Raw genomic sequence first — 17,696 nt, 5'->3', positions numbered from 1 at the left:
ACATTCGAAAATCGACCAACATTGGCAATTTCCTATATAGAAAGTCTAATATAATTTCGACTTCCATAAAATGACAAAAAACAAATATTCAGGTTTTTAGATTTTTTTTTAATGTAAAAATCCTACAATAACAAGAATTATCCATGTTTTTGATGTATTAATCCATTTTGAACGGAATATGTAATTCTATTTTTGTCTTGTAACTTTTAACTATTTATCATTATGAAAAAACATATAGATACAGACAATCCGTTGAACAATTTAGATGACTGGGAAGATGATTTGCTGATTCGATATCCTGATCCTTCTGAAGAAAATGAAAGTGTAAAAGAAAAGCAAAAGGAAGAATTTAGGAATTATGTCGATTCAGAAAGAGTAGAAACAGTTAAGGAATTTTACAGAATAAATCATACTTATCAAACCTATGATTTTGTATGCAGTAAAGAACAAGATTTTCTGCAATTTAATAGAAAAGAAATGTCAATCTGGGAAGCTGTTGATTTTTTGAATACGCTTGTAGACGACAGCGACCCAGATATTGACTTAGATCAAACACAGCATCTTTTACAGACTTCAGAAGCTATCCGTGCCGATGGTCATCCAGATTGGTTTGTATTGACAGGTTTTATTCATGATTTAGGTAAAGTTTTATGTTTGTTTGGAGAGCCGCAGTGGGCAGTTGTAGGAGATACATTTCCTGTTGGCTGTGCCTATTCAGATAAAATCGTGTATTCAGAATTTTTTAAAGAAAATCCGGATTTTACAGACGAACGATTTAATACCAAATTTGGAGTTTATACAGAAAACTGCGGACTGGATAATGTAAAAATGAGCTGGGGACATGACGAATATTTGTACCAGATAATGAAAGATTACCTTCCGGATCCGGCTTTATATATGATTCGTTATCATTCATTTTATTCACAACATAAAGAAAATGCCTACTCGCATTTAATGAACGAAAAAGACATTGAAATGTTTGACTGGGTTAGAAAATTTAATCCATACGATTTGTATACAAAAGCTCCGGTTAAACCAGATGTGCAGGCACTACTTCCTTACTATAAAGAATTAGTTGCTAAATATTTACCAGAGAAATTGAAGTTTTAAAAGTTTATTTTAAACACATAGAAACATAGTTTTTTCTTTTGAGTGTGAAAGATTTATAGAAGAAACTAGTTTCCACGCATAGCTATTTTTTGAAATAATTGAAGCGCTTTTTGATAAAAGAAAAACTATGTTTCTAAGTGTTAGAATAATAATTGCCAGCTATCTAAAACCAAAATAATGCAGAATATCAAAACCAAAATACTTTTATTAAGCCTGCTTGTACTTTCCAATACATTGGTTTTTGCTCAGGAAAAAGTCCGTAACGATTGGGAGAATCCAGAGGTTTTTCAAATTAACAGAGAACCGGCCCGCGCTGCTTTTCTTCCTTTTGCAGATGAAAATTCTGTTATATTGGATAAATATGAAAATTCACCTTGGTACTTTTCTCTAAACGGGAAATGGAAATTTTCTTGGTCGCCAACACCAGACGAGCGCCCAAAGGATTTTTACAAAACGGATTTCAGTACGCTGCATTGGAAAGAACTTCAAGTGCCTTCCAATTGGGAACTTAACGGATACGGCGTGCCAATTTACACCAACATTACATATCCATTCGAAAAAAATCCGCCATTTATCAATCATTGGGATAACCCGGTTGGATCTTATAAAAGAGATTTTGTGCTGCCAGAAAAATGGAAAAACCGTCATGTTTTTCTTCATTTCGAAGCAGGAACGGCAGCAATGTATATTTGGTTAAATGGAGAAAAAGTTGGTTATACGGAAAACACTAAAAGTCCGGCAGAATTTGATATTTCGAAATATCTAAAACCTGGAAAAAATGATATAGCGATTGAAGTTTACCGATGGAGCGATGGTTCTTACTTAGAAGATCAGGACATGTGGAGACTTTCAGGAATTGACAGAAATGTGTATTTGTACAGCACAAATAATGTTCGTGTTGCCGATTTTTTTGCCAAACCAGATTTAGATGCCAAATATAAAAACGGAAGTTTAAGTGTTGATGTAAGTTTGAAAAACCTGACTTCAACTTCGGTTAACAATCAAAAATTAGTTGCCAAACTGGTTGACTCTTCTGGGAAAAATGTATTCGTAAAAGAATTGAATGTCAATTTAGAAGCTTCAAAAAATCAGAATTTAAATTTTACTCAAAATGTATCGAGCCCAAAATTATGGAGTAGTGAGGCGCCTAATTTATACACGTTGATTCTAACTTTAAAAAATGAAAAAGGAGACCTTGTAGAAAGCGTTGGAACACAAATCGGATTCAGAAAAGTAGAATTAAAAGGCAGTCAATTATTGGTAAACGGAGTTCGGTTAATGGTTCATGGTGTCAACATCCACGAACACAATCCAGAAACGGGACATTATCAGGACGAAGCTACGATGATGAAAGATATTAAAATGATGAAGCAGCTGAATATCAATTCAGTTCGTTGCAGTCATTATCCGAACAATATTTTATGGGTTAAATTATGTAACAAATACGGTTTGTTTTTGGTGGATGAAGCCAATATCGAAAGCCATGGAATGGGAGTAGAAGGACAGCCTTTAAAATGGATGAATCCCAAAACGAATCCGGGTTATCTTCCAGAATGGAGAGAAGCGCATTTGGACAGAATTTATAGCCTTGTTGAAAGAGATAAAAATATGCCGTCTGTAATTATCTGGTCATTAGGTAATGAAAGTGCCAACGGACCTGTTTTTCACGAAGCTTACAAATGGATTAAAAAAAGAGATAATTCCCGTTTGGTTCAGTTTGAACAGGCAAAAGAAAATGAAAATACAGATATTGTTTGTCCAATGTATCCAACGATTGAATACATGAAAGAATATGCGGCAAGAAAAGAAGTGAGTCGTCCGTATATTATGTGTGAGTATTCGCATGCAATGGGAAACAGCAGCGGAAATTTTCAAGAATACTGGGATATCATTCGCGGGAGCAAAAATATGCAGGGCGGTTTTATCTGGGATTGGGTAGATCAAGGGTATAAAAGAAAAGATGAAGCGGGCAGGGAATACTGGGCTTATGGCGGCGATATGGGAAGCCAGAATTATTTAAATGATGAAAATTTTTGTCACAATGGTTTAGTTTATGCCGATAGAACACCGCATCCAGGCGCTTTTGAAGTAAAGAAAGTCTATCAGAATATCTTGTTTAAAGCGATTGACATTAAAAACGGTGTAATTGAAATTAATAATGATTTCGGATTTACAAACCTGAATAAATACAACTTTAGATATGAAGTTTTAGAAAATGGAAAAGTAATTAAAGACGGAACTTTTAATGTTGTATTAGATCCGAAAACAAAAAAACAGTTTAAACTTGATTTACCAAAATTAAAGTCAAAAGAAGGAACAGAATATTTGTTGAATGTTTTTGCTTACACGAAAATAGGTTCAGAATTATTGCCTCAGAACTTTGAAATTGCTAAAGAACAATTTGTAATCGAAGACGGGAAATATTTCGAAAAATCAGAAAAATCAAATACAGCAAAAATTCAAGATGAAAAAGATCAGTTTGTTTTGACTTCGGATAATGTTACGGTTAAAATTAGTAAAACGTCTGGATTGATTTCATGCTATAGCTTAAAAGGCGAGGAATATTTTAAACAGTATCCTGAACCAAATTTCTGGAGAGCCCCAACCGATAATGATATTGGAAATAAAATGCAGATTAGAACAAATGTTTGGAGAACGGCTGGGAAAAATACGTCGCTGGAAAGCATCCAGCAAAGCGAAGAAAACGGCAAGAAATACATCATAGCCAAATTAAAATTGAATGATGTTGCTTCTGATTATACCATCAAATACGCATTAGGAAATGATGACGCTTTAGAGATTCAGGCTTTTTATAAAAAAGGAAATAATCTGCTGCCAGAGTTACCGCGTTTCGGAATGATTTTTACTTTAAAAAACACATTAGAAAATCTGGATTATTATGGAAGAGAACCGTTGGAAAATTATCCTGACAGAAAAACATCATCATTAAAAGGAATTTATACCAGTAAAGTTGCAGACCAATATGTGCCTTATACACGCCCACAAGAAAATGGATATAAGACAGATGTACGCTGGTTTAAATTATCAGCGAATAAAGGAAACGGCATTGAAATAAAAGGTCTGCAGCCTTTAGGTATGAGTACTTTAAATAATTATCCGAGTGATTTTGATGGTGGAATTTCTAAAAAGAATATTCATTCCAGCGACATCACACCAAGAGAAGAAGTAGTAGTTTGTGTAGACTTAACCCAACGCGGATTAGGAGGAGACAACAGTTGGGGCGCACCGCCACACGAACAATATACTTTAACCCAAAGCGAATACAGCTACGGATTTATTATTAAACCACTTTAACTTAAATAAGTTCAGTTTTCAGTCTCGGTTTTCAGTCACAGTTAGAACTGAAAACTGCGACTGCGACTGAAAACTAACTGAAACCGAGACCGAAAACTTAAAACTAAAATGAGTAACCCTACAAGCGGAAGATTAATTTCTTTAGATGCACTGCGCGGATTTGTGATGTTTTGGATCATGAGTGGCGAACATATTGTTCATGCTCTGGCTAAAGCGGCTCCAATTCCAATTTTTGTCTGGATGTCATCACAACTCCATCATGCGGAATGGAATGGTATTACCTTCTATGATATGATTTTTCCTGTTTTTCTGTTTGTTGCCGGTGTTTCAATGCCATATTCTTTCGAAAAGAAAATGCAATTGGCAGGTGTGAAATCTCCAAAAGATTTACCGTCAAGCGAAAAGCAAAAAATATATTTATCAATGCTTAGAAGAACTTGTATTTTACTAGTTCTCGGATTTGTAGTAAATGGATTGTTGCGATTTGATGGTTTTGATCAAACGCGTTTTGCGAGTGTTTTAGGAAGAATAGGATTAGCTTGGTTTTTTGCTGGAATCATCTTTCTGAATTTTGATTTTAAAAAACAGCTAATTTGGTTTTTCGGTATTCTGATAGGTTATTACGCAGCGATGAAATGGATTTCAGTACCAGGCTTTGGAGCTGGGGTTTTAACCAAAGAAGGCTCTTTGGAAGGCTACATAGATCGTTTGCTTTTACCAGGAAGACTACACAGTACAGTTTACGATCCTGAGGGAATATTTTCAACTCTTCCTGCTATTGCAACCGCTTTGTTGGGCGTTTTTACTGGCACATTTTTAAAAGCAAAATGTCCATTTTCAATCAATGTAAAATTGCTTTTGATGACTTTAGCAGCTGTAGTTTTAATTGTAACTGGTTTGATTTGGGATATCAGTTTTCCAATAAACAAACATTTATGGACGAGTTCTTTTGTCTGTTTTGTTGGCGGATTCAGTATTTTGTTTTTTGTCCTTTTTTATGTGATAATCGATTTATTTGGTTTTCAAAAATGGGCATTCCCATTGATTTTGATTGGTTCAAATTCTATTCTAATTTACATCGCTGCTGAAGGTTTAGTCGATTTTAAACATACCGCAGATTATATTTTCGGCGGACTTATAAATTTTACACCGCTTATATGGCAACCTTTTTTTGCTGCTTTATCCGTAACAGTTGTACAGCTCACTTTACTGTACTTTCTATATAAACGAAAATGGTTTCTCAAGATTTGATATCAATCAAATTTTGAAATACATCTTACTATCTAACCACACAATAACCACACAATTATGAATGTATTACAAACCGCAGATTACATTGTTTTCTTTATCTACTTTGTTATAGTAACCACCTATGGAATGTATATTTACAGAAGCAAAAAAACTGCAACAACGAGTTCTAACGAATATTTTCTGGCCGAAGGATCGCTTACTTGGTGGGCAATTGGAGCTTCTTTAATTGCTTCTAATATCTCAGCAGAGCACTTTATTGGAATGAGCGGTTCGGGTTTCGCTATTGGACTGGCAATTGCTTCTTACGAATGGATGTCTGCCGCTACTTTAATTATTGTGGCAATGTTTATTCTGCCAATTTATTTGAAGAATAAGATATTTACCATGCCTCAATTTTTGGCTAAAAGATATAGCGGTACAGTAAGTGCAATTATGGCAATCATCTGGCTTTTAATCTATGTGTTTGTTAATCTTACTTCAATTATTTATTTAGGTGCTTTAGCCATTTCTTCTATCGCTCCTGTTAGCTTTCAGTTTTGCGTAATTGGTTTGAGTTTGTTCTCTGTAATCGTGACTTTAGGCGGAATGAAAGTAATTGGATACACAGATATGTTTCAGGTTATTGTTTTAATTTTAGGAGGTTTGGTAACAACTTATTTAGCTTTGACATTACTGTCAGATCAGTTTGGTTTTGGGAAAGATATTCTAAAAGGGCTGGCCGTTATTGCTAAAGAAGCGCCAGATCATTTGCACATGATCTTAGACAAATCCAGTCCGCATTATAATGAATTGCCAGGAATATCCGTTTTAGTGGGCGGAATGCTGATTAATAATTTAGCTTATTGGGGATGCAATCAATATATCGTTCAAAGAGCTTTGGGAGCAGATCTAAAAACAGCTCGAAAAGGAATTTTATTTGCTGCTTTTCTAAAATTATTAGTTCCGATTATTGCTGTTTTACCTGGAATTGCCATGTTTGTAATGCATGAAAACGGAATGTTTCAACAGGAAATGGTTGATGCAGCGGGAGTTTTAAAACCAGATCATGCTTATCCTACTTTAATGAATTTGCTTCCTGCGGGATTAAAAGGTGTTGCGCTAGCGGCTCTTACGGCAGCAATTGTAGCTTCTTTAGCAGGAAAAGCAAATAGTATTTCGACCATTTTTTCTTTAGATATTTATAAAAAATACTTCAATTCTCAAGCATCAGAAAAAAAGCTGGTTCGTACAGGAAGATGGTGTGTTGTGGTTTGTATGATTATTGCAGCTTTTGTAGCTCCAGCATTAAAATCATTAGATCAGGCGTATCAATTTATCCAAGAATACGTTGGATTTTTTTCTCCGGGAGTTCTCGCGATTTTCTTGTTGGGAATGTTCTGGAAAAAAACAACTCCAACAGCCGGATTGGCTGGTGCATTGCTGACAGTGCCAATTGCAGCAGTTTTGAAATTCTTGCCAATGTGGACAGAAGGTGCTTTTCCTGATTATCCGTTCTTAGACCGAATGACTATCGTTTTCTTCATCATCGTATTTATAATGGTTGGAATTAGTTTAGCGAAACCAGTTTTTGAAGAAGAAGAAGCAGAAAAACATCAGATAGAAGTTGACAAATCAATGTTTAAAGTTTCTTCAGAATTTATAGTCGGTTCTTTTATCATTAGCGGAATATTAGTGGCTTTGTACACTGTTTTCTGGTAAGATTTTGTAATTGCCACAAAGGCGCGAAGTCGCAAAGTTTATTGAACGAAAAAGACTTAAAAAAAACTTTGTGTCTCTGCAATATTGAAAGAATAAATAAAAAACTTAGTGTCTTTGTGCCTTTGTGGCATGAAAAAATAAAAAACATGAAAAACAAAATTATAATTACACTGTTTATTTTCTGTATTTCATTAACCGTTTCGGCGCAAAAGATTTTTGATATTAAAAAATACGGTGCAGTTGGAGATGGTAAAATATTAAATACAAAAGCCATTCAGAAAGCAATTGATGCCGCAAATAAAAGTAAAGGAGGAAGAGTTGTTTTTTCTAAAGGAACTTTTCTTTCTGGAAGTATTGTTTTGAAGAATAATGTTGAATTGTTTTTTGAAGACGGAGCCGTTTTGTTAGGAAGCACTAATCCAGATGATTATCCTAAATTTAAAGGAATTAGAGCTTTGATTTTAGCTTACGAATCCAAAAATATTGCGGTAAATGGAAAAGGAATTATAAACGGGCAAGGAAGGGAATTGGCTTTGGCAATTGACAGTCTGCATCATACAGGAGTTCGAATTGATCCAAAATACAATTATAGAAGAATGCGTCCAGAAGATGGAAGAGGAAAACTGATTTCGTTTGTAAAATGCGATTCGATTACCATGAAGCATATTACCTTAAAAAATAGTCCAGGCTGGACACAATGCTTTATAGAATGCAAAAATATTGTTATTGATTTTATGAAAGTGGAAAGCAGAGCATACTGGAACAATGACGGAATTGATGTTGACGGTTGTGAAAATGTTAGAATAACCAATTGTAATGTAAATGCTGCAGATGATGGAATTTGTTTAAAATCGGAAGAACCGGGATTACACAATAATACTATTTATATCGGAAATTGCACTATTAGATCGAGCGCCAATGCAGTGAAATTTGGCACAGGTTCTTACGGAAGTTTCAAAAATGTGACAATCGAAAATATTAAGGTTTTTGACACTTTCAGATCGGCAATTGCAATTGAATCTGTGGATGGAGCAGAAATAGAAAATATTAAAGTTTCAGATATTACGGCTGTAAATACAGGAAATGCAATTTTAATTCGTTTAGGGCATAGAAACGGAGATAAAGTGGGTTATATCAAAAATGTATCGGTTAAAAATGTAAAAGCACAAATTCCGTTTGGTCGACCAGATATTGATTACGATATGCGCGGACCAGAAGTAGATTATTTCCATAATCCGTTTCCCTCTTCAATTGCTGGAATTCCGGGCCATTTGATTGAAAATGTGACCTTAGAAAATATTGAAATCGTGTATCCGGGAAGGGCTTCTAAAGGAATGGCCTATCATCCACTAAGCAGATTAAAAGACGTAAATGAAAACATAAAAGGTTATCCTGAATTTACCATGTTTGGCGAATTGCCTTCTTGGGGATTTTACGTTCGTCACGTAAACGGAATAGAAATGAAGAACATAAAATTGGTTTTAGACAAAGAAGATTTCCGTCCCGCATTTGTTTTTGATGATGTAAAAAATCTGACTATGAATGCTATTGATATTCCTTCGGATAAAATCAATCAGATTATTTTTAAAGATGTTTCATCAAGTAATTTGGACAGCGAATTCTTAAAAAGAAAAATAGAACCAGAGCAAAATAAATTTGAATTGCCAGCACACTAGTAGTTGGCCACAAAGGCACAAAGACTAGAAGTTTTTTTGCCAATAATTGTAAAATTTGTTTCACGCAGATTTAAAAAGATTTAAGCAGATTCAGCAGATTTTTTTAAAGAAATCAAATAAAATCTGCCCAAATCTGCAAGATCTGCGTGAAAAAAAACTTAAAGAAAAAAACTTTGTGCCTTTGAGTCTTTGTGGCATTAAAAAAATAAAAAACATGAAAAAGAAATCTATAATAGCGATACTTATTTTCTGTATTTCCTTAACTGTTTCGGCACAGAAAATCTACGACGTTAAGAAATATGGAGCGAAAGGAGACGGAAAAACAAATGATGCAGTCGCAATTCAGAAAGCAATTGATGAATGCAGCAAAACAGGTGGAAGAGTTTTAATTCCAGCGCCATTTACTTTTCTATCAGGACCAATTGATGTAAAATCAAAAGTAGATTTACATATTGAAGCTGGAGCTAAATTATTGGCAAGTCCAGATGAAAAATTGTATACAAAAAGCGCCTTCAGAACCAATCCGGGAGAAGGAACGATTTGGATTGGAGGAGAAAATATAGAAGATTTTACCATTAGCGGAAGCGGAAAAATAGACGGAAACGGAATTTCTTTTATGGGAGCAGAAGAAGATGATGCTTATGTTTTGAAACCATTTAATGTATTAGATCCAAGACCTCATGTTTTGAGTATTATTGGAGGAAAAAATATCCGAATCAAAGATGTGCATATTGGAAATTCGGCTTATTGGACCGTTCATCTAATTGGCTGTAATGATGTTGTAATTAGCGGAATTACTTTATTGAACAGTTTAAAAGTGCGTAACAGTGACGGAATCGATTTGGATCATTCTAAAAATGTTAGAATTAGCGATTGTTATATTGAAAGTGGCGATGATTGTATTTGTTTGAAAAACAGAAGAGAATTTGAAGAATTTGGCGCCTGCGAAAATATTACGGTTACCAATTGCACCATGACAAGCAGTAGCTGTGCAATTAAAATTGGTTCAGAAAATATGGATGCGATTAGACAAGTTGTTTTCAATAATTGTATTATTAAAAACAGCAATCGCGCTTTAGGAATTCAGAACAGAGATGAAGGAACGGTAAGCGATGTTATTTTTTCTAATATCATTATAGAAAGTAAATTAAACACAGATACTTGGTGGGGAAAAGCAGAACCAATTTATGTTACAGCTTTCAGCAGAGCAAAAGGGAATCATAAAGATGCGAATTGGCGTTTTCCAAAAGGAGCAACAGAAGGAAAAGTGGGAGAAATTAGAAACATCTATTTTTCTAATATTCAATGCACAGGAGAAAACGGTGTGTTTGTAAGCGGCGAATCTAAAGATAAAATCAAGAATATTGTTTTTGATAATGTGAGCGTTTTTATAGATAAAACAACTTCTTTTCCTGGCGGATTATATGACAGACGCCCAGCAAATGTTGAAGGTTTTGTAAAAGGAAGTACTTCTGGATTTTATTTTGATTCGGCAGAAAGCATTAAAGTTCAAAATTGCACTGTTCAATGGGGAAAAAACAGACCAGATTATTTTAAACATGCTGTCGAAAGCAAGAATGTTGATGTTTTAAAAGTGATTAATTTAGATGGAGAATCGGCTTTTCCTGCTAAATTAGAGGCAGTAAAGAAATAACTAGTTCATTCCAAAGCTATGAAAAATACCACCCTTAAGAAATTTACCATTTGCAGTCTGATGTTGAGCAGTTTTTATATGAATGCTCAGAAAACGACCTTAGAAGTTGATGCTTCAAAAACGATTACTAAAATTCAGTCAACGATGTTCGGTTTATTTTTCGAAGACATCAATTTTGCTGCAGATGGAGGATTATACGCCGAAATGATTAAAAACAGATCTTTTGAATTTGATAAACCTCTCATGGGGTGGGAACAGCCAAATACCAAAAGGTCTTCTATGAACAAAGACTCGGGTAGTGCTGTGCCAATTAATTTAGCGGCCAATAATACCAATTTCTGTCGAGTAGAAATTAACAATGACAAAGGTTATGCTTTAATAAATGAAGGGTTTAGAGGAATGGGAGTGAAGAAAGATGCCAAATACAATCTTTCTTTGAAAGCTGCGAATCCAAATGGAGCAATAAAAAAAATTATTGTTCAATTAATAGATAAAGATCAAAAGGTAATTGGAGAAACGAGCATTGTTCCAAAATCGGAAAAATGGACAAATTATACCGCGCAGATTATTGGTACTCAAACAGAAGCAAAGGCAAAATTAAAATTAACTTTTGAAGGAACAGGAACGATTGATTTGGATATGATTTCGCTGTTTCCTGAAGATACATGGAAAGGCAGAAAAAATGGACTTAGAAAAGATCTTGTTCAGCTTTTATATGATGTAAAACCTGGATTTTTACGTTTTCCAGGAGGCTGTATTGTTGAAGGGAGAACACTTTCTGATCGTTATCAATGGAAAAAATCGGTTGGAAATGTTGAGGAGAGAAAAACCATGATGAACCGTTGGAATGTAGAATTCAATCACAAACAAACACCTGATTATTTCCAAAGTTTCGGATTAGGATTTTACGAATATTTTCAGCTTTCAGAAGATATTGGTGCAGAACCTTTACCAATTTTAAGCTGTGGAATGGCTTGTCAATACAATACAGGAGAATTAGCTCCAATGGATGAACTGGATCCATACATTCAAGATGCTTTAGATTTGATTGAATTTGCCAATGGCGCTGTTACGACAACTTGGGGAAAAATCCGTTCGAATATGGGACATCCAAAACCATTTAATTTAAAATATATTGGAGTTGGAAATGAGCAATGGGGACCAGATTACATCGATCGTTACAAAGTTTTTGAAAAAGCAATAAAAGCAAAATATCCCAATATTATCATAGTTTCTGGGAGCGGGCCTTCGCCAAAAGGGGAGCATTTTGATTATGCGATGGCAGAACTTAAAAAGCTGAATGCAGAATTGGTTGACGAACATTATTACGAAAGTCCGAAATGGTTTAGAGAAAATGCCGGTCGTTACGATAATTATGATCGAAAAGGCCAAAAATATTTGCAGGAGAATATGCGGCGCAAAGTGTTTCAGGAGCAAATCCGAATAATAGAAACAATTGGGAATGTGCATTTTCTGAGGCTGCTTTTATGACAGGATTAGAAAGAAACTCAGAAGTAGTTCAGTTATCGTCTTATGCTCCTTTAATGGCTCATGAAGATGCTTGGCAATGGACACCAGATATGATTTGGTTTAATAATTTAGAATCTTATGGTTCAGCCAATTATTATGTGCAACAATTATTTTCGACAAACAAGGGAACAGATCTTTTAAGCATTACAAAAGATGGTAAAGCTTTAATCGGTCAGAATGATTTGTATGCATCGGCTGTAAAAGATGTGAACAGTAAGGAGATTATTGTGAAATTGGTTAATACGGCAGTTTCAAGCCAAGAAGTTAGTCTGGATTTGAAAGGAGTGAAATTAGGATCAAAAGGTACAATTGTAAGACTGGCAAGCGAAAGTACACAAGACGAAAATACTTTTGCTAATCCGAAGAAAATCACTCCAAAACAAAGCGAATATAAAATTACAAAAGGGAAACAAGATTTGAATCTTCCTGCTTATTCGGTAACGGTTTTAAAGCTGAAAATGAACTAGTTAATTGTGAATTATTAATTTAAATAGCATGTTTCATTATTTTTTAAAAAAGACTTTTGTATTTCTTTCCATAATTACTGGGATTTCTAATTATGCGCAGGATTTAAAACTGCAATACAACCAGCCAGCCGTAGAATGGACAGAAGCGCTTCCAATTGGAAATGGTACATTGGGTGCAATGGTTTTTGGAAGAGTAGATTCTGAGTTAATTCAGTTAAATGAAGCTACTTTATGGAGTGGCGGCATGTCCAGAAAAATGTAAATCCGGACGCATTTAAAAATCTTGCTTTAATCAGAGAAGCGCTTACGAAAGAAGATTTTGAAAAAGCCTACAAGCTTACCAAGAATATGCAGGGAGCATATAGTGAAAGTTTTATGCCTTTGGGTGATTTGATTTTAAAACAAGATTTTGGAGGAAAGAAACCAGATTCTTATAACAGAAGTCTTGATTTACAAACGGGATTAGCCGTAACTAATTTTAATGTTGATGGCGTAAATTACAAAAGAGAAATCTTGGCTTCAGCACCTGCACAATGCGTTGTAATTAAACTTTCGGCAGATCAAGTAAAAAAGCTTTCAATAACAATTGATGTAGCGAGTCTTTTGCGAAGCGAAAAATCAATAAACGATAAGTCTTTGGTTTTAAAAGGAAAAGCGCCTTCACATGCAGATCCAAATTATATTGATTACAATAAAGAACCCATTATTTATGAAGACCCAACAGGATGCAGAGGAATGCGTTTTGAATTGATTATTAAACCAATTGTAAAAGATGGAGAAATAACTTCTGAAGGAAATAATTTGGTTATAAAAAACGCTTCTGAAATCTTGCTTTTTGTTTCGGCTGCGACCAGTTTCAACGGATTTGATAAATGTCCAAATAGTCAAGGAAAAGACGAGCATCAATTAGCAGAAAATCCAATTAAAAAAGCTAGTGTCAAAAAGTATAATAATTTAATAAAAGAGCATATTACTGATTTTCAAAAATTATTCAATAGAGTTTCATTGCAATTAAATGAAAATGAAACCAGTAAATCTAATTTGCCAACAGATGTAAGATTAGAACAATATGCAAAAGGAGAAAAAGATGCTGGACTAGAGGCTTTGTTTTTTCAGTTTGGGCGATATTTATTGATTTCTTCTTCACGTACACATAATGCACCAGCGAACTTGCAAGGAATTTGGAACAATAAACTTCGCGCGCCTTGGAGTAGCAACTACACCACAAACATCAATTTGCAGATGAATTATTGGCCAGTAGAATCTGGAAATTTGTCTGAATTGTTTTTTCCGCTAGATGAATTCATCCAAAATGTTGCAGTGACAGGAACAGAAACAGCCAAAAGTTATTACCACGCTAATGGTTGGGTTCTGCATCACAATTCAGATATCTGGGCTACAACAAATCCGGTTGGAGATTTTGGAAAAGGAGATCCGATGTGGGCAAATTGGTATATGGGTGCCAATTGGTTAAGCAGACATTTATGGGAACATTATGAATATACTGGAGATATAGCATATTTAAAGAAAGTATATCCGATCATGAAAGGTGCGGTCGAATTTAGTTTAGACTGGCTTCAAAAAGATAAAAACGGTTATTTGGTAACCATGCCTTCGACTTCGCCAGAAAATAAATATTTATATGATGGAAAAAAAGAGGGAATTGTAACAACGGCTTCTACAATGGATATTGGCATTATAAAAGATTTATTCGAAAATACCATAGAAGCTTCTAAAATTCTAAATAGCGACGCTGATTTTAGACAAGTTGTAAGTGAAGCAGAAAGACAATTATTGCCCTTTAAAATTGGAAGCAAAGGACAATTGCAAGAATGGTACAAAGATTTTGAGGACGAAGATCCGCATCATAGACATACTTCACATCTTTATGCTTTACATCCTGCCAATTTAATTTCGCCATTGAAGACTCCCGAACTAGCGGATGCTGCAAAGAAAACATTAGAATTGCGTGGTGATGACGGAACTGGCTGGAGTTTGGCTTGGAAAGTAAATATGTGGGCAAGACTTTTAGATGGAAGTCATGCATACAAATTATTTAAAAATCAATTAAGGTTAACAAAAGATAACGATCCAAAATACAAACGTCAAGGAGGATGTTACCCGAATTTGTTTGATGCACATCCACCTTTTCAGATTGATGGAAATTTTGCTGGAACAGCAGGAGTTATAGAAATGCTATTGCAAAGTCAGAACAAAGAAATTCATTTGCTTCCAGCTTTACCAGACGCTTGGACAGACGGAGAAATCAAAGGCATTAAAGCAAAAGGCAATTTTAGCGTAGATATAAAATGGAATAATGGTAAAATGAGTCAAGCTAAAATTTTGGCTAACAAGGGAGGGACTTGTACAATAAGATCGGCAGAGCCTTTTATTGTTGAAAAACTGAATGTAAAAAGCGAGATATCGTCTATTGGTTACACTGCAACTTTTGATGCTAAAAAAGGAACGGCTTACAACGTAAAGCCTTTGAAATAGAAATTTATAAAACAAATAAAACGAAAATATTGTGTTTACAAATAAGATTATATTACCCGCACTTCTCTTCTCGTGTTTCTCTGTTATGAGCCAAATTTCGTTTGGAGATTCAAATAAAATCAATGACAATTGGAAGTTTAATCTTCAAGATATTGCTGATGCCAAAAATATTTCTTTCGATGATAGCAAGTGGAAGCAGGTAAATGTACCGCATGATTGGAGTGTCAAAGGACAGCTAAGTCCAACTTTAGCAAGCTGTACTGGATTTCTGCCTGGCGGAATTGCATGGTACAGAAAATCGATTGCTGTTCCGCAAACGAAATCAGGAGAAAAAGTCTATTTATATTTTGAAGGAGTTTACAATAGAAGTGAAGTTTTCATCAATGGACATTCATTAGGGAAACGGTCTAACGGCTATATTTCTTTTGCTTATGATGCTACTGAATTTATAAAATTTGGAGGTGAAAATATAATTTCAGTTCGAGTAGACCATAGCCAGAGTGCTGATTCAAGATGGTACAGCGGGTCAGGAATCTACAGAAATGTTTGGTTGGTTTATGCAAATCCAGTTCATATAGCGCAATGGGGCGTTTACGCTTATCCACAAGTTACAAATGGAAACGGGATTTTGAATGTCGAGGTTGATGTTGAAAACAAATCAAAAGGAAAAGCAAACCTTACAGTTGTAAATGAACTTTTCTCAAAAGGCGGAAAATTAGTTGGTAAATCTTCTTCTAAATTGGATGTTGCCTTAAATGCAAATGGAAAAATTTCAACAAAGATAAGCGTTAAGAATCCGCAGTTATGGGATTTGGATAATCCAAATTTGTATGAGCTGAGAACGACGGTTTTTCAAAATGGAAAAGAAATAGACAAAACAGTTACTCAAACAGGTTTTAGAACTTTTACTTTTGATCCAAATAATGGTTTTGCCCTTAACGGGAAGTGGATGAAAATGAAAGGTGTTTGTCTGCATCATGATGCTGGAGTTTTGGGTTCTGCAGTCCCTAAAGAAGTTTGGAAAACTAGATTAGAAACATTGAAGGAGATTGGAGTAAATGCCATTCGTACAAGCCATAATCCGCAAGCGCCTGAATTTTATGAGCTTTGCGATGAATTAGGTTTATTGGTTTTGAACGAAGCTTACGATGAATGGGAATTTCCAAAACGTAAATGGCTTGAAGGCTGGAATTACGGAACTCCAGGATTTGAAGGTTCATTTGACATTTTTGCTGACTGGGCAGAAAAAGACTTGGAAGATTTTGTACGCCGTGACCGAAACCATCTTTCTGTTTTTGCTTGGAGTATTGGCAACGAAGTAGATTATCCAAACGATCCTTATTCGCATCCCGTTTTAGATCAAGGAAAAAACGGATTTGGACAAGCGGCTTACGGAGGATATAAAAAAGATGCTCCAGATGCAATGCGTCTTGGAGCAATCGCAAAACGTCTGGTTGCGGCTGTTAAAAAATATGACAAGTCACGCCCGACAACAGCTGGTTTAGCGGGAGTTGCAATGTCAAACGAAACCGAATATCCGGGCGCTTTAGATATTACAGGCTACAATTATACGGAAAGCAAATATGGTTCAGATCACGAAAAATATCCTAAAAGGGTAATTTACGGAAGTGAAAATACGCATGATATGCAACCTTGGCTTGCAGTAAAAAACAACAAACATATTTTTGGTCAGTTCCTTTGGACAGGAATTGATTACTTAGGAGAATCGGGAAGATGGCCTTCAAGAGGATTCTATTCCGGTTTAGTTGATTTTGCTGGTGTTATCAAGCCTAGAGGATATTTTCGCCAGTCGCTTTGGTCAGATAAACCAATGGCTTATTTAGGAACGTATCCATTAACAAATGAAAAAGATATTTCCAAAGATGCCTGGGCAATCTGGAATTACGAAGAAGGACAAAAAATACGAGTGGTTTGTTATACCAATGCCTCAAAAGCACGTTTAGAATTGAATGGTAAAGTAGTTGGCGAAACGAAATTATACGATGAAAAAACCGGCATTATCTATTGGGATATTCCGTTTGCATCTGGAAAATTAGAAGCAGTTGGATTGAATAAAAATGATAAAGAAGTAAGTCGTTACACAATTAATTCTACACAACAGCCTTTTGAATTAACGATTGCAGATAAAAATAGTATCATCAGCAAAGACAAAGGGGTTGCAAAAATTATGGTTCAGGTAAAAGACCAAAACGGACTTCCAGTTATGCTTTCAGATAACGAAGTGACTTGTACTATTACCGGCGGAGGAACTTTATTAGGATTGGAAGCGGGAAATAACAGCGACATGACTGATTATACTGATAATGTACAAAGAGTTTTTCACGGACATATTGTTGCGTACATTCAGGCAAATGGAGATTCGATAGCTCCAATAAAAGTAAAATTTACAAGTCAGTGGTTAAAACCTGTAGAGGTTACTATTAATGTGAAATAGCCAAATAAACAAAGGCTCTTCTTGCTTTTAGAACCTATAAGGTC

At 35.0% G+C, this 17,696-nt stretch carries 9 protein-coding genes and 1 pseudogene; all 10 read left to right on the top strand.

From position 1 onward, the window contains the following. The first annotated feature begins 222 nt into the window (after positions 1–222). Positions 223–1,110 carry an inositol oxygenase family protein gene (locus ACPWTF_RS03235; RefSeq protein WP_379795746.1) on the top strand — a complete coding sequence of 296 codons (888 nt, stop codon included), beginning with the start codon at positions 223–225 and terminating at the stop codon, positions 1,108–1,110. Positions 1,111–1,287: 177 nt separating this feature from the next. Next, complete coding sequence (locus ACPWTF_RS03230; protein ID WP_427874370.1) at positions 1,288–4,425, top strand: glycoside hydrolase family 2 TIM barrel-domain containing protein; 3,138 nt, start codon at positions 1,288–1,290, stop codon at positions 4,423–4,425. Between the two features lie 108 nt (positions 4,426–4,533). Further along, positions 4,534–5,676 carry an acyltransferase family protein gene (locus tag ACPWTF_RS03225; protein WP_427874369.1) on the top strand — a complete coding sequence of 381 codons (1,143 nt, stop codon included), beginning with the start codon at positions 4,534–4,536 and terminating at the stop codon, positions 5,674–5,676. A 57-nt stretch (positions 5,677–5,733) separates the two neighbouring features. Beyond that, on the top strand, positions 5,734–7,374 hold the full coding sequence (locus tag ACPWTF_RS03220) for a sodium/sugar symporter (RefSeq protein ID WP_427874368.1): 1,641 nt from the start codon (positions 5,734–5,736) through the stop codon (positions 7,372–7,374). 146 nt (positions 7,375–7,520) lie between these two features. Continuing rightward, the gene (locus ACPWTF_RS03215; protein ID WP_427874367.1) at positions 7,521–9,050 is read left to right on the top strand and encodes a glycoside hydrolase family 28 protein; all 1,530 of its coding nucleotides are present in this window, start codon (positions 7,521–7,523) and stop codon (positions 9,048–9,050) included. 214 nt (positions 9,051–9,264) lie between these two features. Then, positions 9,265–10,704 carry a glycoside hydrolase family 28 protein gene (locus ACPWTF_RS03210; protein ID WP_427874366.1) on the top strand — a complete coding sequence of 480 codons (1,440 nt, stop codon included), beginning with the start codon at positions 9,265–9,267 and terminating at the stop codon, positions 10,702–10,704. Positions 10,705–10,722: 18 nt separating this feature from the next. Then, a pseudogene (locus ACPWTF_RS03205) lies at positions 10,723–12,701 on the top strand (alpha-L-arabinofuranosidase C-terminal domain-containing protein). A 28-nt stretch (positions 12,702–12,729) separates the two neighbouring features. Then, on the top strand, positions 12,730–12,963 hold the full coding sequence (locus tag ACPWTF_RS03200; protein ID WP_427874365.1) for a glycoside hydrolase N-terminal domain-containing protein: 234 nt from the start codon (positions 12,730–12,732) through the stop codon (positions 12,961–12,963). Beyond that, on the top strand, positions 12,933–15,197 hold the full coding sequence (locus ACPWTF_RS03195; RefSeq protein ID WP_427874364.1) for a glycosyl hydrolase family 95 catalytic domain-containing protein: 2,265 nt from the start codon (positions 12,933–12,935) through the stop codon (positions 15,195–15,197). Before ACPWTF_RS03200 ends, ACPWTF_RS03195 begins: the two co-directional genes overlap by 31 nt. Positions 15,198–15,282: 85 nt before the next feature. Then, positions 15,283–17,652 carry a sugar-binding domain-containing protein gene (locus tag ACPWTF_RS03190; protein WP_427874363.1) on the top strand — a complete coding sequence of 790 codons (2,370 nt, stop codon included), beginning with the start codon at positions 15,283–15,285 and terminating at the stop codon, positions 17,650–17,652. Positions 17,653–17,696: the final 44 nt, after the last annotated feature.

This window comes from Flavobacterium sp. MMS24-S5, assembly GCF_050320125.1.
In the GTDB taxonomy this organism is placed as follows: Bacteria; Bacteroidota; Bacteroidia; order Flavobacteriales; family Flavobacteriaceae; genus Flavobacterium; species Flavobacterium tyrosinilyticum.
Note: the sequence above shows the minus strand (reverse complement) of the source record. Positions and strands in the feature narration are given on the sequence as shown.

Coding starts and splice junctions, on each gene's coding strand:
- ACPWTF_RS03235 (WP_379795746.1), top strand. CDS start 223: ATGAAAAAACATATAGATACAGACAATCCGTTGAACAATTTAGATGAC.
- ACPWTF_RS03230 (WP_427874370.1), top strand. CDS start 1,288: ATGCAGAATATCAAAACCAAAATACTTTTATTAAGCCTGCTTGTACTT.
- ACPWTF_RS03225 (WP_427874369.1), top strand. CDS start 4,534: ATGAGTAACCCTACAAGCGGAAGATTAATTTCTTTAGATGCACTGCGC.
- ACPWTF_RS03220 (WP_427874368.1), top strand. CDS start 5,734: ATGAATGTATTACAAACCGCAGATTACATTGTTTTCTTTATCTACTTT.
- ACPWTF_RS03215 (WP_427874367.1), top strand. CDS start 7,521: ATGAAAAACAAAATTATAATTACACTGTTTATTTTCTGTATTTCATTA.
- ACPWTF_RS03210 (WP_427874366.1), top strand. CDS start 9,265: ATGAAAAAGAAATCTATAATAGCGATACTTATTTTCTGTATTTCCTTA.
- ACPWTF_RS03200 (WP_427874365.1), top strand. CDS start 12,730: ATGTTTCATTATTTTTTAAAAAAGACTTTTGTATTTCTTTCCATAATT.
- ACPWTF_RS03195 (WP_427874364.1), top strand. CDS start 12,933: ATGGAGTGGCGGCATGTCCAGAAAAATGTAAATCCGGACGCATTTAAA.
- ACPWTF_RS03190 (WP_427874363.1), top strand. CDS start 15,283: ATGAGCCAAATTTCGTTTGGAGATTCAAATAAAATCAATGACAATTGG.